The organism is Paenarthrobacter sp. Y-19, from assembly GCF_029223985.1.
Lineage (GTDB): Bacteria > Actinomycetota > Actinomycetes > Actinomycetales > Micrococcaceae > Arthrobacter > Arthrobacter nicotinovorans.
This window is the reverse complement of the sequence record NZ_CP119414.1, coordinates 2,340,177-2,364,128: the sequence shown is the minus strand read 5'-3', so window position 1 is coordinate 2,364,128 and position 23,952 is coordinate 2,340,177. Positions and strand designations below refer to the sequence as shown.

The following is a 23,952-nucleotide window of genomic DNA, read 5'->3' as shown; positions in this document are numbered from 1 at the left end:
CAAGGAGTATGCCTGTGAGCCGCATCATCGCCGGAGTTGCCGGCGGAAACCCTCTGGCAAGCGTCCCCGGCAATGCCACCAGACCCACGACGGACCGCGTCAAGGAGGCCCTGTTTTCGCGTCTGGAATCGTTGGCGGTGATCGACGGCGCGCGGGTCCTGGATCTCTACGCGGGCTCGGGTTCGCTGGGCGTCGAGAGCGCCAGCCGGGGCGCGCGCAGCGTGGACCTGGTGGAGTTCGATGCCAAGGCAAGCGACGTCTGCCAACGGAACGCGGACCTGGTCAACCAGACCCTGGGGTCCAAGAAGGTTTCCGTCCACCGTTCCAAGGTGGAATCGTTCCTGGAGCGTGCAGGCGATGCTTTGGTGTGGGACCTGGTCTTCCTTGACCCGCCCTACCCCCTGGACGAACCGGCGCTGGCTGCGGTGCTCGAAAAGCTGGCACTGCACCTGGACGATGCCGCCGTTGTGGTGGTGGAGCGCAGTTCCCGCAGCCCCGAACCGTCGTGGCCGGATGCCTTGGAGTGTTTCGCCGACAAAAAGTACGGGGAGACCAAGCTGTGGTTCGCTGAACCGGCGTGAGCACTGGTTCCGTTTAGCCTGTGATCCGGTCCAGGTCCACGCCCGTCAGGACGGCAGCCGGGTGGGGGCCGCGGGCCAATAGTTCAGCTGTCCATTCCGCGGGCCATGGCGTACGTGTGCCGACCAAAATTATGTTGCCCGGATAGCGGCCTTCAAACATGCCGGCCTCCGCGAACGCAGCAACATCCGGCATGGCCTTGCGCAGCGCTGAGACCTGGCTGCGGACAAGCGTGAGCGCCGGCTCGTCGCCCACATTGACGATGAGGACGCCATCGGGAGCCAGCCGGGCTGCTGCCTCTTCATAGAATTCCCGGCAGGCGATATGGGAAGGGGCCTCGGGCCCGGAAAAGATGTCAAGGATGACGACGTCGAACCCCGCCTCGGCGGGAAGCTGCGCCAATGCGTCGCGCGCGTCGCCGATATGGGAGGTCAGCCTTGTACCGTCGGGCATCGGCAGTTTCTGGAGGACAAAGTCCAGGAGTTCACGTTCCAGTTCAACGGCGTACTGTTCGGAGCCCGGTCGGGTGGCCTGGATGTAGCGGGCCAGTGTAAGTGCTCCGGCGCCCAGATGAAGGGCCCGGATGGGGCGGCCAGGTTCTGCGGCCAGGTCCACCACGTGCCCGATCCTGCGGAGGTATTCATAGAAGATCTCACCGGGCGCCGCCAGGTTCACGTGTGACTGTTCGGCTCCGCCGATGCTCAGGATGAAGCTGCCCTCCACGAGGGGGTCTGTATCGATCGTGGCGTGCTGGCCGCTGGTGCGGAGGAAGCGGGCGGCATGGCCGGAATCCCGGGAATTCACAGGCGTTCCTTGAGCGTAGCCAGGCGCCCGGCAGCTTCTTCCAGGACGTCGATCTTCTTGCAGAAGGCAAAACGCAGTAGGCTGCGGGTGCGTTCGGCGCCTTCCGGATGACAGAAGACCGGAACAGGGATGGCAGCCACTCCGACGAGTCCGGGCAGGCGCCTGGCGAGATCAACGGAATCCCTGATGCCCAGCGGCGCGGTATCGACGTTGATGAAATACGTGCCGCTGGGGTTGAAAACGCCGAAGCCTGCGGCGCGGAGGCCTTCGGCGAGGATGTCGCGCTTTTGCCGGAGGGTATCGGCAATGCCCTGGTAAAACGCGTCGGGAAGGCCCAGTCCGACCGCGATGGCGCCCTGGAATGGCGTGCCGGAGCTGTAGGTCAGGAATTGCTTCACGGTGCGTACAGCTGCCACCAGGTGTGCCGGTCCGGTGAGCCAGCCGATCTTCCATCCGGTGAAGGAAAACGTCTTGCCGGCGGAGGAGATGGTGATGGTTCGTTCGGCGGCGCCGGGCAAGGTGGTCACCGGGATGTGCGGCACTCCGAAGGTGAGATGCTCATACACTTCGTCGCTGAGGATGATGGCGCCGTATTTGACGGCCAATTCCACGATCCTGGCGAGGACGCTCTGCGGAAATACGGCACCCGTGGGGTTGTGCGGGTTGTTCAGGAGGACAATTTTGGTTCTGCTGCTGAAGGCTTCTTCCAACGTTTCGAGGTCCGGCAGGAAATCAGGGGCCAGCAGGGGAGCGGTGACATGCTTGGCGCCGGACATCCCGATGATGGCACCGTACGAGTCGTAGAAAGGCTCGAAGGTCAGGACCTCGTCGCCGGGTTGGACGAAGGCAAGCAGCGCCGCTGCGATGGCCTCGGTTGCTCCCGTAGTGACAAGGACTTCATTGTCGGGATCCGGGTCCAGGCCGTAAAACCGTTGCTGGTGGGCCGAGACGGCCTCCCGCAATGCGGCAACCCCCTTGCCTGGCGCATACTGGTTCGCTCCTGCCGCAATGGCGGCCTGCGCTGCGTCCTTGATCTCTACGGGGCCGTCCTCGTCGGGAAAGCCCTGACCGAGGTTGATGGCTCCGGTGGACACAGCCAGTGTGGTCATTTCTTCGAAGATGGTGACTCCCAGGTCCCCGGCAGGTGAGAGCAGGTTGGCTCCCATAGCGGCCCGTTTCCAAGGTGCCGGAGCGTCGGCTGAAGTTCCAATAAGGGGAGCGCTGCTGCCTGCTGATGCCATGGCAGCCATGGTATCCCGGCGAAGCCATGGGGTAGGTTCGTCTCATGAGACGCGCGGTATGCCCTGGATCCTTTGACCCCATCCACAATGGACATCTCGAAGTCATTGCCCGGGCCGCCGGCCTGTTCGATGAAGTCATCGTTGCCGTGTCCACCAATTACGCCAAAAAGTACCGGTTCAGCCTCGAAGACCGGATGGAGATGGCACGCGAAACGTTGGCTTCCCTGCGCGGAATCATCGTGGAGCCCATGGGTGAAGGCCTGCTGGCCGAGTATTGCCGCCACAGGGGCGTTTCGGCGATCGTCAAAGGCCTGCGCTCGTCCTCGGACTTCGACTACGAGTTGCCGATGGCCACGATGAACCGCCAGTTGACCGGCGTCGAAACCGTCTTCCTGCCCGCCGAAGCGCACTACGTCCACCTGTCCTCCACCCTGATCAAGGAAGTCAATGTCCTGGGCGGGGACATCTCTGATTACGTCCCCAAATCTGTGTTGAAGCGGCTCCTTGCAGGCGAGCCGCCCACTGAAGCGCCCCGCAAGGGGTAGGCTTGTCGGGTACCTGCGCCCTCACGCAGAGTTCCCCAAGCTGAAACCAGCGTGCTTCTGTGCGCGCCCGGTGCCGGTTTGAGTCCTCAAGCGTGATCAGGCTAAGATGGTACGTCGGTCATATGTTCTACAGGAGTTCTCATTAAGCGAGATGCAAGTTCGCCCTTGGCGCTGGTAGTCAAGGACCTTGGACGCAGTCCAGGGACCATGCGGACACTCAACGAGCATGTACCTGCGCCAAGTGACCTTGGTGTGGCGCTCATTGGCGTAAAGGAAGGCTCGGATATCGAGCTGGATCTTCGTCTTGAGGCCGTACACGAAGGAATTCTGGTATCCGGATCCGCGATCGTCGAAGTAACCGGCGAGTGTGGGCGATGCCTGGATCCCCTTGCGTATGACCTTGAGGTCAATGTGCAAGAACTTTTCTTCTACGAAGGTGCTGAGCTTTCGGCCGAAGAAGACGATGAAGAGCAACGTCGAGTCGAGTACGATCTGATCGATCTTGAGCCGGTGTTGCGGGACGCAGTTGTCACTATGCTGCCGTTCCAGCCGGTGTGCCGGGAAGACTGCCAGGGTCTGTGCTCCGAATGTGGAGCGCGCCTGGAAGACGAGCCGGGGCACCACCACGAGGTCATTGACCCTCGCTGGGCTGCCCTAGCTGATCTGGCTAAGACTGACCGGCAAACCGATTAGTAAGTGTTCGTCTAAGAGAGAAATGAGATAGCCGTGGCTGTTCCCAAGCGGAAAATGTCTCGCGCAAATACACGCGCCCGCCGTGCCCAGTGGAAGGCAACTGCCCCCAACTTGGTCAAGACCATCGAAAACGGTCAGGTTACCTACAGCCTGCCGCACCAGGCAAAGGTCGTTACTGACTCTGCCGGCACCGCGCTGTTCCTTGAATACAAGGGCCGCAAGGTCGCAGACGCCTAATCTGCCGTAGAGGCTGACTAAGGATGTCTTCAACTGAAGAGCTTCTGAAGCGTCTCGGTGTCTCCATTGACACCGAGACGCTTCGTCTTGCTCTCACACATCGCTCATACGCGTATGAGAACGGCGGGATCCCCACCAACGAGCGCCTTGAGTTCCTCGGCGACTCCATCCTGGGTTTCTCCGTGACCGATTCCCTTTACCGTGAGAACCCCACGCTGCCTGAAGGCGAGCTTGCCAAGCGCCGCTCCGCCGTCGTCAGTACGCGCGCTCTGGCCGGAATCGGCCGTGAGATCGGCGTCGGCGAGTTCATCTACCTCGGCCAAGGCGAAAAGCTTACTGACGGCAAGAACAAAGCCTCCATCCTGGCTGACACCATGGAGGCGCTGATCGGTGCCACTTATCTGTCAAACGACATCGAAACCGCACGCCAGCTGGTCATGCGGCTCGTGGGACCCCTCCTGAAGGACGCAGGTGCCCTGGGCGCCGGCACGGACTGGAAGACCAGCATCCAGGAGCTCACCGCCAGCCGGCAATTGGGCGCCATCCACTATGCGGTGGAAGGCTCCGGACCGGATCACGCGCGGACTTTCGAAGCCGTACTGAACATTGGCGGAACACCCTACGGACGCGGTTCCGGTCACTCCAAGAAGGAAGCAGAGCAGGAAGCGGCCGCCGATGCCTGGCGTGCCCTGACTGCCCTGGACACGACCCCGACTGGTCCGGCGTCCGCTTGATCCATGCCTGAGCTTCCCGAAGTAGAAGTGGTGCGCCGTGGCCTTGCCCGATGGGTCAGGGGCCGGACCATCACAGCCGTCGAGGTGCTGGACCCGCGCTCCATCAGGCGCCACACCCTTGGGACCGAAGACTTCGTGGGGAATCTGGAACACGCCACGGTGCTTGACGTCGTGCGGCGGGGAAAGTTCCTGTGGATGCCTCTCTCCATGGACGGTGTGTCCGCCACCGGTGACGGGACCCTTCCCGAGGTCGCGACCCTGCCCAAGGTCGCGCTTATGGCCCATCTGGGAATGAGCGGACAACTTCTCATGCAGGATCCGGACGTGCCGGACGAAAAACACCTCAAGGTCAGGATCTCGCTGAGCCCGGTGGAGGGCATGCCGGAACAACTCAGGTTCGTGGACCAGAGGATCTTCGGCGGACTCTTCGTGACCTCCCTTGTGCCCACCCCGGACTCCGGGCCCGGAGGCCTGGGCGAGACGCCGCTGCCGGAGATCGCCGAGGAAGCCTCGCACATAGCAAGGGATCCGTTGGATCCGTGGTTCTCATTCGACGCGTTCTACCGGAACGTCAAGAAGCGGAAGACGGGCCTGAAGCGTGCCCTGCTGGACCAGGGAGTCATCTCCGGTATCGGCAACATCTACGCCGACGAGGCCCTGTGGAAGGCGCAGCTCCACTACGCACGGCCCACCGATACCTTGCGACGGGCAGACGCCGAGCGGCTCATCTCGGCCGTTAAGGATGTCATGGACGCCGCCTTGGCCGCCGGCGGGACCAGCTTCGACTCCCTCTACGTTAACGTCAACGGCGATTCCGGCTACTTCGCGCGCTCCCTCAACGCCTACGGGCGGGCCGGTGAATACTGCCTGCGTTGTGCCGGGAAGGGGCTTCAGAGTGTCATCAAACGGGAACAATTCATGAACCGTTCCTCCTACACCTGCCCGGTTTGCCAGCCCCGCCCACGGAATGGGCGCTGGTAGCGCCAAAACTGTTCCGGAATCGTGGCGTGAATGGCAGACTGTCCCCATGAAACGCTTGGTGCGGTACATCGCCATCGCACGGCCGAACGCCACCTCGTCGCAGGTGGCGTCACTTCTACCCGCCGCCCCTGAGTCCCACGCCGTAAATCCGCGGCCGGGCGGGGCTGTTCTTCCGGTCATGCCATGATGGCGCGGCGGCTGGTCATCGCAGGCATATGCCTTGCCGTGCTGATCGCCGCCGTCGCAATACTCTTTGACCAACTGGCGGTGAAGCCGGCCCCTTCGGCGCAGACGACGTCCTCGTCGTCGCCACGCCCGGGCTCGACTGTCCCCGGGTCAACAGCTTCGGCGGGAACCACGTCGCAAGGCGCCGAGGCACCCGGCTCCGGCAGTTCGCCGTCGGATGCTTCAGCAAGCGGAGGTACTGAAAACGGTGACGACGGCGGTTCGTCACCGTCCGCCGGCCAGCCACTGGAAGTCCTTCCCCCTGTGACGGCAACACCGACAGGGCTGCCCGCGCCAACTGCTCCCGCTCCACTGATCACCGGAGCCTTGCCGGAGCCTGGTACCGCAGCCGGTGAAATGGTGGACGGCTGGCCCGCAGGGATCCTCACCTTGCCAGCGGGCTCGACCATCGGTTCAACCTCCGTGTCGACCTCGGGCAACACGCTCCAGGTCGCAGCTGATGGCATCATCGACAAGCCCCAGGCAGAGGTGCTGGGTTCCTTCCGAGATTCCTTGGTATCGCATGGATTCTGGTCCGAAGACGCTCCAGCCGCTGACGGTGCCATGGCTGCACGGTTCGTGAGGGGCGCGGATACGGTGACCGTTTCGGTATCAACCACAGGGACAGGCAGCTCGCGCTTCCAGCTTCTGGGCAGCCTGCACACGGCGGCAGATTAGGGCACCCATGTATATTTCCCTTTCGGACCGCAGCGGCGGTAAGCGGGATAAACCGCAGGGCATGGGGACGGCACTATCCAGCGAGGTGCCGTTCCGCTTGTCCCCGGTGATCCTGTGGCTGGGCATTGTCAGTATGGTCACCGATGTGTCCTCGGAGTCGGTGTCGGCCGTCCTGCCCCTGTACGTGACAGGTTTCCTGGGCCTGTCCACCATCGCTTTCGGTGTCATCGACGGCATCAACCAAGGTGCCAGCGCCATCGTCAGGATCGCCGCAGGTTGGGCCGCCGACCGCAGCGGCCACCCCAAACGGATAGCTTTGGCGGGCTATGGCTTGTCCATGCTCGCCAGGATCGGTTTCCTTTTCGCCGGGGGTTTTTGGGCGATTGCGGCCATTGTTACCGGTGACCGCATCGGCAAAGGCATCAGGACCGCTCCGCGTGATGCGCTGATTTCAGTCTCGGCGCAGCCGCAGCATCTGGCGAGATCGTTCGGCGTGCACCGGATGCTGGACAACATCGGCGCGGCAGCGGGTCCGTTGATCGCCTTCTTTGTGCTGTTGATGATTCCCAACGGGTTCAGCACCGTGTTCGTGGTGTCCCTGGCCTTCGCGGTGATCGGTGTCGCCGTCCTTGCCCTGGTGGTGCCCGACATTCAGGCCAAGGCCCTGAAGGGAGCCGGGGCACGGCAGGACCGCAGGCTTTTCGCATTTTCCTGGAGCCATTTGAAGGAACCGGGTTTGGGCAAGCTGCTGATCGCGGCAGGGCTCTTGGGCCTGGTCACGATTGGCGACGGTTTCATCTACCTGGTCCTGCAGGACAGGGATTCGTTCGCGGTCCAGTGGTTTCCCCTGCTTTTTGTGGGCACCAACGTGGTGTTTCTTGCTTTGGCCATTCCGCTGGGACGGCTGGCAGACCGCGTGGGGAAGATCCCGGTGTTCGTCGCCGGGCACGTTGCGCTGCTTGCTACGTATTCGTTGGCCGCGGCTCCTTTCGGCGGGCTTTGGGCGACGCTGGGCTGTTTGGTCCTGCTGGGTGCCTTTTACGCAGGCACTGACGGCGTCTTGGCCGCGCTGGCCAGCCAGCTGACGCCGTCGGGAAAACTCGCCACGGGAATCGCCTCCGCGCAGACTGTGGTGGCTCTGACCCGCATGCTGGCCTCGGCCGGTTTCGGTGTGCTGTGGTACGCCGTTGGCGCTTCCGCCGCGATGCTCTTGGCAGGGGCGCTTTTGGCCTGTGCCGTTGTGGCTGTGGTTTTCATCCTCCGTGGTGCCAAGCGTGATGTCCCGGCCGACGTGAGCGACGAAGCATGAGGGATCGCGCCTCCGGCGGCGCCCCCACGGGGAAGGTGCGGTGGGGTGTCCTCCTGGTGGTCACTGTACTGGTCCTTGTCGCAGCGGGCGTCTACGCGGTGGGGGCCTACCAACGCTTCGAGGAAAGCCGGACGGCGGCCTCGTCCGTGGGGACCTCAGCCGGCGGACAGCTCCCCGGTGCTCCGTTCGTGCTGTTCCGGAACACCGCGTCAGGGCAGGGGTACGGGAACGCCGCAACTGTTCCGTTGTCGGATCCCGGAGGTAGCCGGGCCGTGAGCGGCCAGGAATGCGACCGGGTCTACGGCTCGCCGGAGCAGGTGGTGTGTTTGCGCACCAACCGGGGGCTGGTGACCTCTTTTGAAGCCGAGGTGTTCAACCGTAACTGGGAGCAGCAACGGGCCTGGCCGCTTCCCGGGATCCCCAGCCGGACCCGGATCAGCCCCGACGGCTCCAATATTGCCACTACGGTGTTCGTCACCGGCCACTCCTATGCGACAGCAGGATTTTCCACCGCCACCGAAATCAGCCTCCCAGGCGGTTCCACCGGCAACCTCGAGGACTTCGCCCTGCTGGTCAACGGCGAACGGTTGCAGGCTACCGACCGCAACATCTGGGGGGTGACCTTCGCACCGGACCAGGCGGATGTTTTCTATGCCACTGCGGCCGCCTCCGGACGCATCTGGCTGGTGCGGGGGAGCCTGTCAGCAAGGACTTTGACGGCTGTCCATGACAACGTGGAGTGTCCTTCGATTTCCCCGGACGGGACCCGGATCGCGTACAAGAAGAACGACGGCGGCGCGCTGGCAGCGCACTGGAACATCGCGGTTCTTGACCTCGCCAGCGGACGCGAGACCGTCCTTGCCGAAAAGCGCAGTGTGGATGACCAAATCGAGTGGCTCGATGACCGGAGCCTTCTCTATGGCTTGCCGGACGAGACAACGGACGGGGACAGCAACATCTGGAAGCTGGAAACGGAACCGGGCGCCCAACCAAGCATGTTCATTGCCCATGGTTGGTCGCCCAGCGTCGTTCGCTGACGTTGTTGCTTCAGCAGATCCCGAGCAAGCCGCAGACGAGTCCAGTCTGGGTCGGGCTGGGTGACGGACTCGGTGACGGGCTCGCTGTCGGTGACGGGGTCGGGGTCGCTGTCGCTGTTGCTGTTGGGGTTGCTGTCGGCGTGGCAGTAGGTGATGGTGACGGCGCCGCCTGCTGCTGGGCTGGAGCTGCGGTGGAGTACACCACATCCACGAAGTAGTTCGTGGCGTTCCAGGAACTGGTGGGCATCACGCCGCCTGAGCCGTACCGGTAGCGTCCGTTGTTGGGGCCCGAGGCCGTGAACACTCCGCTCGTCCATGTCTGGTTAAAGAATCCCTGCGTTGAGGAGTAGCGGCCGTTTGGCGCCCGGTAGGAGACCACATAGGTCTGTCCGGTAGACAAGGCAACCGGGGTTGCCAAGGTGGCGGTTTGCCAGCCGGTGGCCGTTTCGTTGGTGAAGGTCACCTGTGCCAGCCTGGTGCCTGCGGCGTTCCACAGCGAACCAACATGGGTGCCTGTGTTCCCGGTTCCCTTGTAGAAGCGGATCCCTGTGACGTTCCCCGCCTGGGACACCGTGAAGGCAGTTCCGAGCTCCACCGAAAGCGGGTCGGAGTTGGCTGCAACCTGGGGAAGCAACGAACCGAAGATCGTCGATTGCTGGACCGCTGCCGCCGCCGTGGTGAACTGCCAGGTGGTCGGGGGCAGGGATTGCCCCTGCGGGGTGGCCACGCCCGAGACGTTGGCGGATATCTGGGTGTTGGCGGGAAGGGCGGCCGTCGGCGTGAACGTGATGGTGCGGGCGTCAGCTGAGAGTGCTGCCGTTCCTGCGACAGAGGATCCGTTCGCGGTCAAAGTGAACGTGGCGCCCGGATTGATGGCGGTGGAGAACGTGATGGATGGTTTCACGTCCGTGGGAATGGCGGCGGCTCCTGGAGCGGGCACCTGGGCACTGATGGACAGGGGAGGTGCGGCTACGGTGAAGACCAGGTCCACCAGGTAGCTGGCCGTGGACGCCGTACTCGGGAAGTCACTGGTGTAGGAGTACGCCCCCGAATCCGGCTGGGTCTTCAGCGGTCCCCTCGTGAAGCCTTCACCGAAGCCACCGGAGGTGTAGGAGTACTTGCCTGTGGGCGTCTTGTAGGCAGCTACATACTCGGTGTCTGCCTGGATGTTCACGGGCTGGCTGAACGTAGCAGTCTGCCAGCCGGTGCTGGATTCGTTCGTGAACGTCACGGTCGCCAGGACCTGGCCGCCCACCGTGTAGAGGTATCCGGTGTGGGTCCCGGTGTTGCCGGCCGACTTGTAGAAGCGCACACCGGTCACCTGGCCCGCAGTGTCGCTGGTGAAGCGGACACCCAAGGTCAAGGGCACGCCATCATCTACTTCGAGGGTCGTTGGCGTCACCGTGTCCTCGTACAGGGTGCACGGGCACGAACCGGGTGTGCCCGCGGCCTGTACTGTGGTGAACTGCCACGTCCCACCGGATGACATTGGTTGTCCGGAAACGGCCGTAGCAGTCACCGTGGCCGTGTAGGAAGTAGCCGCCGCCAAAGGTGCCGAGGGCGTGAAGGTCACCTTGCGGGTGTTGCTGTCATAGACAGTGGTCCCGGCAACGGCGGCACCTGCGGCCGTCTTGAGTGACAGAGCGACGCTTGAGGACACGGCTGCTTCCGAAAGAACCGCGCTGACCGTTGTGTTGAGCGGAACGCTCGAGGCGTTCGGAATGGGGGAGTGGCCACCAACGGTGAACGGAGGCGCCGAGACCACCACCACTACGTCCACCAGGTAACTGGTGGAGGACCTCGAAGCAGGGAAGTCCCCGCTGTAGCTGTAGGCCCCGGCGTCCGACACAGTCCGCAACGGTCCAACGCTCAGTCCGGCCCCAAAGCCGTTGGCGGTTGCCGAATATGCGCCCGTGGTTGACTTGTAGCTAGCTATGTACTCGGTATTGGCAGCCATTTGGACCGGCTGGCTGAACATGGCCGTCTGCCACCCGGAACTGCTCTCATTGGCAAAGGTGACCGTTGCCAGCTGCTGCCCGCCCGCTGTGTAGAGCGCGCCTGTATGGGTGCCGGTGTTGCCGGCTGACTTGTAGAAGCGGACCCCGGTCACCTGACCGGCGGAGACACTGGTGAACCGTACTCCCAGGGTCAGCGGGACTCCGTCCTGGATTTCCGCGATGCCGGGAGTGACGGAGTCGTCATAGAGGCTGCACGGGCACGATCCCGGCACGGACGCCGTGGCAGCGGTGGTGAAGGTCCACGTGCCGCCCGAGGTGACCTGGCCTCCCGTGGTGTCGGTGCCTGACAACGTTGCCGTGTACACGGTGCTGAAGGCCAGCTGGGATGCCGGAGTGAACGTTGCCTTGCGCGTGGTCGCGTCATAGCTCGTGGTGCCCGTTACCGTTCCGGCAGAAGACTTCAGGACCAGCTGGACGCTGGCTGGGGTCACTGGCTTGGAGAAGGAGGCGCTGACCTTGGTGGTCACGGGGACGCTGGACGATGACGGAATGGGGGACTGCCCGGACACCGTCAGCGGCGAAGTATCCACGGTGCTGAAAACTGCATCAACGAAGTAGTTGCCACCGTTGAAACTGGTGGTCGGGAAGCCTTGCGAGGTGTTGTAGACGCCCGCAGGCTCCGCCCCGAAACCACCGGTAACCTTCAACGGCGGATCATTGAATCCAAAGCTCGCCCACTGGTAGTCCTTGGTGGCATAGTGCCCCCTGGGTGCCCAGTACGAGACCGTGTACTTTTGGCCCGCGGAAACTGCTACCGGCTGGCTGAACAGCACGCTCTGCCAGCCCGAGGCGGTTTCATTGGCAAAAGTGGCGGTAGCCAGGCGGGTGCCGGTGGAGCTCCACAACGAACCCGTGTGGGTTCCGGTATTGGCCGAGCTCTTGTAGAACCGGACCCCCGTCACGAAGCCATTCACTGAGGGCGTGAAGCGCAGGCCCATTTCGTAGGCTCCGCCGTCTCCGGAGTCGGTGATGGCAGGGACAGTTTGGCCAAAGACGCTGTAGGGTCCGGTGAGGCCAAGGTTCCTCGTAGCCACGGCTCCGATGTTGGCGCTGTCATCCACGGCCCGAACCTGGATCGCGGCGGTGTCCAGGCCCTTCTGGATGTAGGTGTAGGTCCAGGAAGCCTTGCCCTGGGCCGGGTGCCAGGTAGTACCGCCGTCGGTGGAAACCTCGACGCCGGCCACAACACCGCCGGTGTCCGTGGCAGTTCCGGTGACCGTCACGCTGCTTCCGTGCGCGATGGTCGCGCCGTTGGCTGGAGCGGTGATGGTCGCCGTGGGGCCGGTCAGATCCGAGCTCGCGCTCGCAGCAACAAGCCCGGCCGCGCGGGTTGCCGGCTGAACGCCCATGTCCGCAAACAGGTTCACTTGAGCCTGCCGCATGCGCATATCGGCAGCGGCGCCGTCGCCGTCGTGCTCCTGATCCAGGCCCCAGGTCCACTGGACGCTGCCGGCCGAGAAGACAAGAGCCCCGCTGGCCGCCCGGTAAAGGGTGATGTGATGCGTGGTTGTGCCGGGCTTGACCGTATTTCCGTAATCCTGGAGGTACTCGCTGACGCTGCCGACTGTTGTGGACAGCTGGATCAGACCTGACGGCCGGAAACCGTTATCGAGGTCCTCGTCGGATTCATAGCCCACTGTGTGCGGCGCCAAGGCAGCAGTGGAACCTGCGGGCAGGGAAGCCAGTGAGGTATTGCGCCACAACCGCGACTTTCCTTCAGCGGCTGACACCGTCACTGGAAGGTCGGTGTAGTTGGACATATACAGCGTGCCCGTCAATCCGTTTTCGGGCAGACCACCGCCATTGGCCTGGGATGCGTAGCGCGGATCCCGCCATGTTCCGGTCCATTGGCTGGTGGGGTCGATCTTTCCGTTGCTCCACGTCTCCTTGTAGCAGGTCAAGGTGCGGCCCGCGGCGCCGTCCACGGAGGAGGGCTCGAACCGCGTACGCCAGTACATTTCATTGCCCGAAAGGAACTGGAGGTTGACGCCCGCGTCGCGGGCCGCAGTAACGTTGGCCCTTTGGGGGCCGGACCAGTATTCGTCGTGGCCGACGGAAAGAAATACCTTGTGGTTCAGCAGCTCCGCACCATTGCGGTCAACGTCAAGGCCGCTGACGTAGCTGACGTCATAGCCGTTTTGTTCCAGGAACCGCACCATCGGATATTCGTTGGCGAAGTAGAAGTCCCGGCCTCCGATGCCGCCCCGGGTGTTCACGGGGCGGTTGTAGCTCACTTTGTAGGCGCGCCCGTTGACGGCCCCCTGGTAGAAGTCGGCGCCGCCATACGTGTTGTAGGCCTGCCAGGTCTGGTCCGCTGTTTGGAAAACGATCGATGAACGGTTTCCGTCGTTCCTGACGATGAAGGTGATGTGGCTCTGGCCGCCCGTATCCGGTCGTGTGAGAAGGGCGATATAGACCCCTGAGACCGCGGTCGCAGGTACCTGCCAGGTGGCCGAAACAGCCCAGGTACCGCAGTCATAGAGTTCGGTCGTCAGATCGTTCCTGCATGCGGGCTGCGTCTGACGCAGGACCGATGGAGTGACGTCGGCAATCTTCCGTGCACCGTTGCCTCCATACCAGCCCGTGCGGTAGATCGCGATGGTGTAGCTGGGGGCCTTCGTGTCGATCTTGAAGCGGATGGCTTGTCCGGCATTGACGCTGATCTCGGTGGAGAAACCCTGGATTGTGTCATCCCCGGCCCCATCAATGTCCCATTCCGAGGGCGGGCTGCCCGGTTTGGAATTCTCACACGCCACAGCGTTCACTATGGGGTCGCAGGGGCCTGCCGCCACAGCCGCGGGGGCGGTCAGGGGCAGCAACGCTGCCACCATTGCCAGCACCAAAGTGAAGAGCAGCCCCTTGAGGGCCCGCTGAGGTGGGGTTGCTGAAGGACCGGGCATGAGAACTCCTGGAGTGGTACGCCAATTGCTACGACGGGTCTGCGTCTTCACGCAGCCCCTGCTTGCCGCTCCCCAGCCAGGGTCAAACCAAGATCTTCAGTTATGGAAAACCACGGTGCCTTGTGGACAGGCGTTCCTACTACGGGACCGGATCCAGCCAAAGCCGAACAGAAGTTCAAGCCGAGGCCGGATCACCGGAACGAATCCACCAAGTAACCCTTGGCAGGAGTGTAGGGGTGCGGCATCCCTGCCGCAAGGCTTTCCCGCTGCAGATCCGCGGATTTCACGTAAACGGCAGTAGATTTAGTGGGACACAAACACCCGGGCCACCCAGGAGAACCGAAGCGCCTTGCATTTGAAAAGTTTGACCGTCCGCGGATTCAAGTCGTTTGCGTCGGCCACGACGTTCGACTTCGAGCCCGGCGTCACTGCCGTCGTCGGTCCCAATGGATCCGGCAAATCCAACGTGGTGGACGCGCTGGCCTGGGTCATGGGCGAGCAGGGCGCAAAAACACTGCGCGGCGGAAAAATGGAAGACGTCATCTTCGCCGGAACCTCGGGCCGCCCGCCACTTGGCAGGGCACATGTGTCGTTGACCATCGACAACGCGGACAACGCGCTTCCCATCGAGTACAGCGAAGTAACCATTTCCCGCACCCTCTTTCGCACCGGTGGTTCCGAATACGCCATCAACGGTGCGCCGTGCCGGCTGCTGGACATCCAGGAACTCCTCTCGGATTCCGGTCTCGGCCGGGAAATGCACGTGATTGTTGGCCAAGGCCAACTGGACCGCGTCCTGCACGCTACGCCCGAGGACCGCCGGGGCTTCATCGAAGAAGCCGCAGGCATCCTCAAGCACCGGCGGCGCAAAGAAAAAACAGTGCGCAAGCTGGAGGCCATGCAGGCCAACCTGTCACGGCTCAGTGACCTCACCGCCGAAATCCGTCGGCAACTGACCCCCTTGGGGAAACAGGCCGAAATCGCCCGCCGCGCCCAAACCGTCCAGTTCGACGTACGCGACGCCCGCGCCCGTCTCCTTGCCGACGACCTCGTACAACTGACAACCACCCTGGAACAGGACGTCGCCGACGAAGCCGCGCTCAAGCAACGCCGCCAGGTAGTCGAAGCCGGGCTGGGCGTGGGACGGCGACGGCAAGCAGAGCTGGAACAGCACGCCGCAGAAGCAACCCCCCGCCTCAACGCCGCCCGCGATACCTGGTACCAGCTCTCCGCCGGCAGGGAGCGTCTGCGTTCGCTGGGTTCGCTGGCCGCTGAACGGCGGCGCCTGCTGGGCTCCTCCGAAACCGCACCCGAATCGGGGCGCGATCCGGAACACCTCGAGCGCCAGGCCGCCAGGGTCCGCGAGGAACAAGCAGCCCTGGAACACGACATCCTGGCAAAACAGGCCGCACTGCTTGAAGCCACCGTCGCCAAGGACGCAGCCGAAGCACTCGCAGCCGCCGAAGACAAACGCCTCACAGTCATGTTGCGAGCTGCAGCCGACCGCCGCGAGGGGCTTGCCCGTCTCGCCGGCCAGCTTGCTGCCGCACGGTCCCGGGCAGAGGCAGCCGAGGCCGAGCGCGGCAGGTTGCGGGAGTCGCTGGGGGCCGGAGATGAGCGGCGTAGAAAGGCGCAAAGCGAGTTCGCCGCCCTTGAAGCGCAAGTAGCCGGCGTCGAGGACGGCGAGGAAAGCCTGGATGCCGAATACGAGGAAGCAAGCGCGGCGCTGGACGGAGTACTTGCTGAAATTGAAGAACTCAAGGCTTCCGAGCGGGAGGCAGTCCGTGAGCGGGACGCCCTGACGGCCCGGCGGGATGCACTTCAGCTCGGACTCAACCGCAAAGATGGCTCCGGGCACCTGCTGACGACCGAAGGAGTACTCGGTCCGCTGGCGGGTTTGATCAGCATCGAGCCCGGCTGCGAGGCCGCCATTGCCGCGGCCCTGGGCAGCGCCTCGGATGCCCTGGTGGTTGCCGGTGCCGACGCTGCCGTTGCGGCCTTGGGTCTGTTGAAGAAGGACGACGCCGGTCGTGCGGCGTTGCTCTTGGCCGGCGGTTTCGCCGAAGAAGACGACGCCCGGACCGCCGTCGAACTGCCTGCGGGATGCCGCCGGGCTGTCGACGTCGTAAAAATAGCCGACCCGGCGGGCCACGGTGCCCTCGGACTCCTGGCCAATACCGTCGTGGTCGATGACCTCCGCACGGCGGCGGCGCTGGTCGCGGACCACCCTGAAGTGAAGGCAGTCACCACCGACGGTGACGTTTTTACCGCCGTGACTGTCCTTGGCGGCTCAGCCACCGCACCATCGCTTCTTGAAGTCCAGGCCGCAGTGGACGACGCCGATGCCCGCCTTCATGAGGTCACCGCCCGGCTGGAGCGTGGCCGTTTCGCCCTCGCCGGGGCCCAGGCCCGCCGCGCCGAAGCGCAGGACCGTGCCGATGCAGCACTGGAAAGACTGCATGAATCCGACGCGCGGCTTGCTGCTGTCGCCGAACGCCTGGGCCACCTGAATTCTGTTCTGCGCAGCGCAGTGGGCGAAAGTGATCGTCTGGCGGCCTCCATGGCCAAGGCTGAAGCAAATATTGCGGAGGCGCAGCTGGATCTGGAAGTTGCTGCCGAGCGCCTTGCTGCCGCCCAGGAAGTCCCTGACGAAGAACCCTCCACCGACCAGCGGGATGAACTTGCCGCTGAGGCGAGGACGGCCCGCGCCCTGGAGACGGAAGCCAGGCTGGCGCTTCGCACTGCCGAAGAGCAACTGGGCGCGGTCAGCAACCGGGCTGCCTCCCTGGAGCGGGCTGCAGCCACCGAACGCCGTGCGCGTGAGGAGGCTGCACGACGGGCCCAGCGTCGCAGGGCACAGGCCCAGCGTGCTGCCGCTGTTGTTTCGGCGGTCGAACAGACTCTGCGCTACGTGGACGTCTCGGTGGAGGTGGCTGCCGATGAACGGGACCAGGCCGAGCAGAAACGCGAACTCCTTGAAAAAGAGCTTTCGGACGTCCGCTCGGGCAACGAGGCCCTGGCACGCGAGCTTGCCGAACTGACCGATTCGGTGCATCGGGATGAGATGGCACGGACACAACAGCGGCTGCGGATCGAGGCCTTGGAAAGCCGGGCCATCGAGGAACTGGGACTTTCCGCTGAGCAGCTCATTGCCGACTACGGCCCGGACCGGCCGGTTCCGCTTCCCGCCGGATCCACCACGGACAAATGGGCCGAACTGCGGGCCCCCGTCGACGAAAACGGCGAACCTGTGGTGGAAGGTGTTCCCTTTGTCCGGGCGGAGCAGGAGAAGCGGCTGAAGAAGGCCGAGCGCGAGCTGGCAGCCCTGGGCAAAGTGAACCCGCTGGCGCTCGAGGAGTTTGCAGCCCTGGAGGAGCGGCACCAGTTCCTGAGCTCGCAGTTGGAAGATCTCAAGTCCAGCCGGAAAGACCTGCTGGACATCATCAAAGAGGTGGACAAACGCGTCCAGCAGGTCTTCACGGAAGCTTTCGCGGACACCTCAGCCCAGTTCGACCACGTCTTTGCCAGGCTCTTCCCCGGTGGCGAGGGAAAGCTGGTTCTTACTGATCCGGATGACATGTTGACCACGGGCATCGAGGTAGAGGCCCGTCCCGCCGGGAAGAAGATCAAGAGGCTTTCACTGCTTTCAGGTGGTGAGCGCTCCCTGACTGCTGTCGCACTGCTGGTTGCCATCTTCAAGGCGAGGCCTTCACCGTTCTATGTCATGGACGAAGTCGAAGCGGCGCTGGATGACACCAACCTGGGCCGGCTCATCACCATCTTTGAAGAATTGCGGGAGTCCAGCCAGCTCATCGTGATCACCCACCAAAAGCGCACCATGGAAGTGGCCGATGCCCTCTACGGTGTGACGATGCGCGGTGATGGCGTGTCAACCGTCATCAGCCAGAGGCTCGGTGCCGGGGCTTAGCTTTATGAGAAGGTAGGGGAGTGAACGATTTCCTACCCATAATTCTGTCCATTCTCGCTGCGCTCGTAGTGGTCGGCGGACTCGTGCCGGTATTGATGAAGGCCCGCAAATCGGGCGCAAAATACCCCGGAACGCGAGATGCGAACGATCCTTTGCAGTCGTCGGCAGCAGGCGGCGGAACCCTTGTGGAGGACCGCCCGGATGCGGCTAAGGCACCGGCCCCGACCTTTGACGGAACAGTCGAAGGCACGGATGTTTCGGACGACGCCGCAGGGCTCGAAACCATCGCCATCGACACCCCGGCGCCGGTCGAAGGGCGCCTGACCCGCCTGCGCGCCCGCCTGGTCAAGTCCAACAACATCCTCGGCAAGGGCCTGCTGGCCTTGCTGTCCGGCGACAAGATCGATGAGAACGTCTGGGATGAGGTGGAGGAAACCCTTCTCCTGGCCGATCTCGGCACCGAGCCCACCATGCAGTTGGTTGATGCATTGCGTGAGCGTGTCAAAGTCCTGGGCACCCGCAGCCCCGAAGACGTCAAGGCGATGCTCAGGGAAGAGCTCATCAAGCTGGTTGATCCCGGGATGGACCGTTCACTGAACGTCGAACGCAAAGGCGACCGTCCCGCCGTCGTGCTTGTTGTCGGTGTGAACGGCGTCGGCAAGACCACCACCGTGGGCAAGCTGGCGCGTGTCCTGGTGGCCGAAGACAAGGACGTGCTGCTCGGTGCTGCTGACACCTTCCGTGCCGCCGCGGCTGAGCAGTTGGCCACGTGGGGACAGCGCGTGGGTGTGCCCACGGTCAAGTCCGACATCGACGGCGCGGACCCTGCCTCGGTTGCCTACGAGGCCGTGAAGGCAGGCATCGACCAGGAGGTCGATGTTGTCATGGTGGACACGGCAGGACGCCTGCAAAACAAGACCGGCCTCATGGATGAGCTGGGCAAGGTGAAGCGGGTCATCGAGAAGCTGGCGGAGGTGGACGAGGTCCTGCTGGTACTGGACGCCACTACCGGCCAGAACGGACTCAACCAGGCACGGGTTTTTGCTGAAGTGGTCAACATCACCGGCATCGTGCTGACCAAGCTCGACGGCACGGCCAAGGGCGGCATCGTTGTCGCCATCCAGAAGTCCCTCGGCGTTCCGGTGAAGCTGATCGGCCTGGGTGAAGGCCCGGACGACCTTGCACCCTTCGAAGCGGAAAGTTTCGTTGACGCACTGCTCAACTAAACAGCGAAATAGCTGAAGAGCTCCAGCCAAACAGAACTCCCACTGGACTGGCCGGCAGCAGTGGTTGACTCGAAACCGGGCAACCTCGGCCGCCGGTCAGTTCCTGGGTGTAAGGGGTTCCCTTGCGGGCAGCCACGCTGCCGCGGTGAGCAACAGCACCGCACCCGTCAGGCCGAACGCCCAGCCATAGCCCAAGCGGTCGGCGATCAGGCCGGCAACCACCGGGCCGATGATTGCGCCAGTATCGGCAGCCATCTGGAAGACGGCAAGCACCTTGCCGCCCGAGCGTCCCCTTCCAATGACATCGGCGACGGCGGCCTGCTGCGCCGGCCCCAGCAAGCCGGAGCCGAAGCCTGCTATGGCGGAGGCGATGAAGAAGGCAGCCAGATCCGTGGTGAGGCCGATGAGCCCTGTGGCCAGTCCAGTGATGACCAGGCCCGGGATCAGCAGGCGTTTTCGTCCCCAGGCATCTGCCAGGCGGCCGGAGAACGTCAGGGCAAGGGCATTTCCGACGGCGAACACGGCCAGTGCCCACGCAGCGGTTTCCGGACGTGAATCCAGGACGGCCACAGCAAAGAGCGGAATGGTAGCCATGCGGACGCCGAACGTCACCCAGCCGTTGCCGAAGGTGGAAAAAACCGCGGCGCGGTAGGCGGAGTCGGACAGCGCCTCTTTCAAAGCCATTGCGGGTGCCGGTCCCGCCTCCTGGGCGGCATTGCCGTCACCTCGGAGCATTGTCCGGACCACCAGGGCAGCAACAAGGAGCGCTCCGGCATAGGCCAGGAAGGGAACCCTCAGCCCGAAACCTGCCAGCAAGCCACCCACCACCGGCCCTAGGACGCTGCCAATCAGGAACGCCGAAGCATAGGCGCCGGATACCCTGCCACGCCGTTCCGGCGGTGCGAGCCGGATGAGCAGACCCATGGCCGCAACGGTAAACATCACCGAGCCGGCCCCGCCGAGTCCGCGGAAGATCAGCAGCTGCCAGTAGTCCTGGGCAAACGCGCAGGCCGCAGTGGAAACGGCAACGATCAAAAGGCCGGAGACGTACACGTTCCGTTCCCCGAACCGTCCGATTAAGGCCCCGCCCGCCGGTGCGAAGACCAGCCGCATGAAAGCGAAGATGCTCACGATCACGGCAGCCGCGGTGGCACCAACGTCGAAGGTCGTGGCGAATTGCGGCAGAACGGGAGCGACCAGCCCGAATCCCAAGGCGATCAGGAAGGCGGCAGCCAACATCACCTTGATGTCCCGAGGCAAGGGCGCCTTTTCCTGCCGGATCCTTGGAACTTTGGTGGATCGGGACGACTGGGTCATTCGGGGCTGGTCCTTCTGGTGGGTTTTTGGCACTTCTGCGCTGCGACGGGGTTGAGCTGGGCAATTCCTGTGAAGTCTGACGCCTGAAACATATCCGTAACATCGGAGATATGCACCATTTACGTTGGGGAGGTTGTTGTAACCGGCCCGCAATATAAATCCAGCGCAGGTGAAACACGGCGGCACAAAACTCTTAAGCAGGACGCAAAAGGCGTCAGGACAGCGGTTGAACCGCAGATCTAGCAAGAGAGGAACGTGCACCATGGAACTTACCGCAGGTCACGTATGGGTCATGGTGGCGGCGGCGCTTGTGCTGTTCATGACACCTGGTCTGGCATTTTTCTACGGCGGCATGACACGCGCCAAAGCAGCCCTGAACATGATGATGATGAGCTTCATCTCCATCGGTATCGTCGGTGTTGTATGGGTGCTGTGGGGCTCGTCAATGAGCTCCGGCGAAGGATTCCTGGAAATCGTCGGAAACCCGTTCGCCACCTTCGGCCTCGAAGGTATCAGTACACCCGACGGTCTGATCAAGGTCGGCTACGCTGCAACCTTCGCCATCATCACGGTGGCCCTCATCAGTGGTGCGATTGCGGACCGCGCCAAGTTTGGCGCCTGGAGCCTCTTCGTGCCCGTCTGGGTCACGCTCGTCTACGCCCCCTTGGCCTACATGGTGTGGGGTGGAGGACTGTTTGGTCCTGAAGGCGAGATCGGAAAGGCTCTTGGCCCGGCCATCGACTTCGCCGGCGGCACAGTGGTGCACATCAATGCCGGTGTTGCTGCGCTTGTTCTCGTCCTCATCATTGGCAACCGTCGGGGCTTCGGCAAGGATCCGAACCACCGCCCGCACAACATCCCGTTCGTCATGCTGGGTGCGGCAATCCTGTGGTTCGGCTGGTTCGGCTTCAACGGCGGTGCAGCAGCCTCGGCTGAGCAGGCCGGCCTGATCTGGATCAACACCCTCGCCGCTCCTGCCGCTGCCATGATTGGTTGGCTCGTCACCGAACGGATCCGCGATGGCCACCCGACCTCGCTCGGCGCAGCATCCGGTGTGGTTGCCGGCCTGGTTGCCATCACTCCGGCATGTGCAAACGTGAGCCCCGTAGGTGCCCTCGGCCTCGGTGTGGTTGCCGGTGTTGCCTCCGCCCTTGCCGTAGGCCTGAAGTTCCGCTGGGGCTTCGATGACTCCCTTGATGTGGTCGGCGTGCACTTGGTGTCCGGCATCATCGGTACCGTGGCAATCGGCTTCATCGCGACTCCGAGCGAAGGCGTCACGGCCGGCGGCCTGTTCTACGGTGGCGGTTTCACCCAACTGTGGGCACAGCTCGCAGCAGCCGGTGTAGCCATTGTCTTCTCGGCCATCATGACCGCCATCATCGCCTTCGCCATCCACAAGACCATGGGCTTCCGGGTCTCCACCGAACAGGAGAGCGTCGGCGTCGATCTCAGCCTTCACGCTGAGACGGCCTACGAGTTCGGCGTCAACGGCCACGGTGGCAGCTTCCAGCCGCTGCACGAGGCCATGACCGGCAAGTCGGAAAGCACCGCAACCAAGGCACCCGCAGAGGGCAAGGAGAGTGTCCAGGCATGAAGCTCATCACAGCGATCGTTCGTCCCGAAAAGCTTGAAGCGGTCCGTGAAGGCCTCGAAGCCTACGGAGTCCAGGGCCTGACGGTCAGCGCGGCCAGTGGTTATGGCCGGCAGCGCGGCTATACCGAGGTATACCGCGGAGCTGAGTACAACGTGGACCTGCTGCCCAAGATCCGGATCGAGGTTCTCGCGACCGACGAACAGGCGGACGACATCCTCGATGTCCTCATCGCAAGCTCGAACACCGGTCGTGCCGGTGACGGCAAGGTGTGGACGGTGGACGTTTACGAAGCCGTCCGGGTTCGCACCGGCGAACGGGGCGCGGCCGCAATCTAGGACACAGCTGCAAAGCCCGGACGGAATACAGTCCAGGACATGCAACAAGCGGGCCGGGTACCAGTCAAGGTACCCGGCCCGCTGTGCGTTGCAGCTGGCTTTAGTCCTCGACGGCGGTGGGCCACGCTGCGGGGCCGGTGCTCCCGGCGTCGTATTCTTCCAGCGGCACCTCGCCGTCCGCCCAGGCCTGCAGGACCGGCTCGATGATCCGCCAGCAGTCTTCGGCGGTGTCGCCGCGGACGGACAGCAGGGGATCGCCGGTGAGGATTCCTTCCAGGACTTCACCGTAGGGCAGCATTCCCGCTGCGCTCAGTTCTGCCATGAGGGTCGCGCGGTCCAGCGTGAAGATGTTTCCGGGCCCGTTGACATCGACATGGAGCTCCAAGGTGTCCGGCCCGAAACCAATCCGTAGTTGGTTGGGGGAGTCCACCCCCGTAAAGCCCACCGGCAGCTGGGGAACCGGCCGGAAGGTGATGACAGCTTCCTTCCGGCGTTCTCCCATGGCTTTTCCGGACCGGAGGATGAACGGGACGCCCTTCCACCGCCAGTTATCAATGTCCACCTGGACTTCGGCCAGGGTTTCGGTGTTTCGGCCGGGATCCACGCCTTGTTCAGCGGCGTAGTCGGGGACTGTACGTTCGCCGAGGGTTCCGGCGGTGTACCTGGCCCGCCGTGTGGAGGCCTCGAAGGGGGCTTTGATGCTGCTGGCGCGCAGCACGGTTGCCACAGCGTCACGGAGATCGCGTTCTTCGATGGTGGCCGGGGCATCGATGGCCAGGAAAGCCATGATGTGCAGGAGATGGCTTTGGATCATGTCACGCAGGGCGCCGGCAGCGTCGTAGTAACGCGCCCGTTCTTCGAGGGCCAGGTCTTCGTCGAAGACGATTTCCACCTTTTCGACGTGCTCACGGTTCCAGACGGGTTCCAGGAATCTGTTGGCGAAGCGTAGGCCCAGGATATTCAGGACTGTCGCCTTGCCCAGGAAGTGGTCCACGCGGTGGATGTGGTCCTCGGGCACCAGGGCCGCCAGGGTCTTGTTCAATTCACGCGCTGATTCAGTGCCCGAGCCGAAGGGCTTCTCCATCACCAGGCGCGTGCCGTCCGGCACCTGCTCACGCCGCAGTATTTCGCAGGCCTTCTGGCTGACGTGCGGAGGCAGTGCAAAGTACACGGCGACCGGCCCCTCCAGCTGCGCCAGCAGTTCGGCCAAGGGGCCATCCGCTGTCACATCCACCTGGTGGTATTCGGTACTTTCGGCAACTGCGGCCAAAGCCGCGCGTCCGGCAGTATCGGCGGACTCCGACGCCGCCTCGAAGGCGCCCTTGACCCGTTCCTGCCATTGATCCGGTGACCACGGGTCCGAACCGGCGCCCACCAGCCTCAGTCCGGGGGCACGGCCGGCAGCCAGGAGTCCGGCTAGTCCGGGCAGGAGCAGCCTGCCTGTCAGGTCCCCGGACGCGCCGAGGATGAGCAACGTTTTTACAGTTGTTTTACTGGTCACTGTGCCAGCATGCCACCTTGCCAGCGTGACTTGGTACCCTAGATAGTCGAGTCCCGTGGTTAACGCCGGA

The 23,952-nt window shown here is 63.6% G+C and carries 18 protein-coding genes; 13 read left to right on the top strand and 5 right to left on the bottom strand.

What is annotated here, in order from left to right; genetic code table 11:
- Nucleotides 1-14: 14 nt before the first annotated feature.
- Nucleotides 15-581: a 16S rRNA (guanine(966)-N(2))-methyltransferase RsmD gene (gene rsmD, locus PYR64_RS11120; protein WP_181423252.1), complete on the top strand. Its 567-nt coding sequence runs from the start codon at nucleotides 15-17 to the stop codon at nucleotides 579-581.
- Nucleotides 582-594: 13 nt separating this feature from the next.
- Here the strand turns inward: rsmD and PYR64_RS11115 are convergent, their stop codons facing one another.
- Both PYR64_RS11115 and PYR64_RS11110 read right to left on the bottom strand, forming a co-directional pair.
- Nucleotides 595-1,383: a fused MFS/spermidine synthase gene (locus PYR64_RS11115; protein WP_179128447.1), complete on the bottom strand. Its 789-nt coding sequence runs from the start codon at nucleotides 1,381-1,383 to the stop codon at nucleotides 595-597.
- The gene (locus tag PYR64_RS11110; RefSeq protein ID WP_275775227.1) at nucleotides 1,380-2,633 is read right to left on the bottom strand and encodes an aminotransferase class I/II-fold pyridoxal phosphate-dependent enzyme; all 1,254 of its coding nucleotides are present in this window, start codon (nucleotides 2,631-2,633) and stop codon (nucleotides 1,380-1,382) included. The genes PYR64_RS11115 and PYR64_RS11110 overlap by 4 nt, the downstream gene beginning before the upstream one ends.
- A 35-nt stretch (nucleotides 2,634-2,668) precedes the next feature.
- Between PYR64_RS11110 and coaD the strand changes: the two genes are divergently transcribed.
- The 8 genes from coaD to PYR64_RS11070 all read left to right on the top strand — a co-directional run bounded on the left by coaD (nucleotide 2,669) and on the right by PYR64_RS11070 (nucleotide 9,063).
- Nucleotides 2,669-3,169 (top strand): pantetheine-phosphate adenylyltransferase, encoded by a 501-nt coding sequence (coaD, locus tag PYR64_RS11105; protein ID WP_018776228.1) that lies wholly within the window; start codon nucleotides 2,669-2,671, stop codon nucleotides 3,167-3,169.
- 165 nt (nucleotides 3,170-3,334) lie between these two features.
- Nucleotides 3,335-3,862, top strand: coding sequence for a YceD family protein (locus PYR64_RS11100; RefSeq protein WP_079582429.1), 528 nt, complete (start codon nucleotides 3,335-3,337; stop codon nucleotides 3,860-3,862).
- A gap of 33 nt (nucleotides 3,863-3,895) precedes the next feature.
- Complete coding sequence (rpmF, locus tag PYR64_RS11095) at nucleotides 3,896-4,099, top strand: 50S ribosomal protein L32 (protein WP_011775139.1); 204 nt, start codon at nucleotides 3,896-3,898, stop codon at nucleotides 4,097-4,099.
- Nucleotides 4,100-4,122: 23 nt separating this feature from the next.
- Nucleotides 4,123-4,833 carry a ribonuclease III gene (gene rnc / locus PYR64_RS11090; protein ID WP_018776226.1) on the top strand — a complete coding sequence of 237 codons (711 nt, stop codon included), beginning with the start codon at nucleotides 4,123-4,125 and terminating at the stop codon, nucleotides 4,831-4,833.
- 3 nt (nucleotides 4,834-4,836) lie between these two features.
- Nucleotides 4,837-5,814, top strand: a complete 978-nt coding sequence (gene mutM / locus PYR64_RS11085) for a bifunctional DNA-formamidopyrimidine glycosylase/DNA-(apurinic or apyrimidinic site) lyase (protein WP_189076811.1) — start codon at nucleotides 4,837-4,839, stop codon at nucleotides 5,812-5,814.
- A gap of 183 nt (nucleotides 5,815-5,997) precedes the next feature.
- A complete protein-coding gene (locus PYR64_RS11080; RefSeq protein ID WP_275775220.1) occupies nucleotides 5,998-6,717 on the top strand; it encodes a hypothetical protein in 720 nt (239 codons plus the stop codon).
- A 61-nt stretch (nucleotides 6,718-6,778) separates the two neighbouring features.
- Nucleotides 6,779-8,026 (top strand): MFS transporter, encoded by a 1,248-nt coding sequence (locus tag PYR64_RS11075; protein ID WP_275775218.1) that lies wholly within the window; start codon nucleotides 6,779-6,781, stop codon nucleotides 8,024-8,026.
- Nucleotides 8,023-9,063, top strand: coding sequence for a hypothetical protein (locus PYR64_RS11070; protein ID WP_275775215.1), 1,041 nt, complete (start codon nucleotides 8,023-8,025; stop codon nucleotides 9,061-9,063). The genes PYR64_RS11075 and PYR64_RS11070 overlap by 4 nt, the downstream gene beginning before the upstream one ends.
- A 10-nt stretch (nucleotides 9,064-9,073) precedes the next feature.
- Here PYR64_RS11070 and PYR64_RS11065 read toward each other — a convergent pair whose 3' ends face one another.
- The gene (locus PYR64_RS11065; RefSeq protein ID WP_275775214.1) at nucleotides 9,074-13,981 is read right to left on the bottom strand and encodes a DUF4082 domain-containing protein; all 4,908 of its coding nucleotides are present in this window, start codon (nucleotides 13,979-13,981) and stop codon (nucleotides 9,074-9,076) included.
- 349 nt (nucleotides 13,982-14,330) lie between these two features.
- Between PYR64_RS11065 and smc the strand changes: the two genes are divergently transcribed.
- A complete protein-coding gene (gene smc, locus PYR64_RS11060; RefSeq protein ID WP_275775212.1) occupies nucleotides 14,331-17,909 on the top strand; it encodes a chromosome segregation protein SMC in 3,579 nt (1,192 codons plus the stop codon).
- A gap of 20 nt (nucleotides 17,910-17,929) precedes the next feature.
- Nucleotides 17,930-19,135, top strand: coding sequence for a signal recognition particle-docking protein FtsY (gene ftsY, locus PYR64_RS11055; protein WP_275775210.1), 1,206 nt, complete (start codon nucleotides 17,930-17,932; stop codon nucleotides 19,133-19,135).
- Nucleotides 19,136-19,231: 96 nt separating this feature from the next.
- Here the strand turns inward: ftsY and PYR64_RS11050 are convergent, their stop codons facing one another.
- Nucleotides 19,232-20,452 (bottom strand): MFS transporter, encoded by a 1,221-nt coding sequence (locus PYR64_RS11050; protein ID WP_275775208.1) that lies wholly within the window; start codon nucleotides 20,450-20,452, stop codon nucleotides 19,232-19,234.
- A 262-nt stretch (nucleotides 20,453-20,714) separates the two neighbouring features.
- Here PYR64_RS11050 and PYR64_RS11045 point away from each other — a divergent pair, with 262 nt between their 5' ends.
- Both PYR64_RS11045 and PYR64_RS11040 read left to right on the top strand, forming a co-directional pair.
- Nucleotides 20,715-22,046 (top strand): ammonium transporter, encoded by a 1,332-nt coding sequence (locus PYR64_RS11045; RefSeq protein WP_064723400.1) that lies wholly within the window; start codon nucleotides 20,715-20,717, stop codon nucleotides 22,044-22,046.
- A complete protein-coding gene (locus PYR64_RS11040; protein WP_017199639.1) occupies nucleotides 22,043-22,381 on the top strand; it encodes a P-II family nitrogen regulator in 339 nt (112 codons plus the stop codon). The genes PYR64_RS11045 and PYR64_RS11040 overlap by 4 nt, the downstream gene beginning before the upstream one ends.
- Nucleotides 22,382-22,481: 100 nt before the next feature.
- Here the strand turns inward: PYR64_RS11040 and PYR64_RS11035 are convergent, their stop codons facing one another.
- Nucleotides 22,482-23,882 carry a glucose-6-phosphate dehydrogenase gene (locus PYR64_RS11035; RefSeq protein WP_275775204.1) on the bottom strand — a complete coding sequence of 467 codons (1,401 nt, stop codon included), beginning with the start codon at nucleotides 23,880-23,882 and terminating at the stop codon, nucleotides 22,482-22,484.
- Nucleotides 23,883-23,952 lie beyond the last annotated feature (70 nt).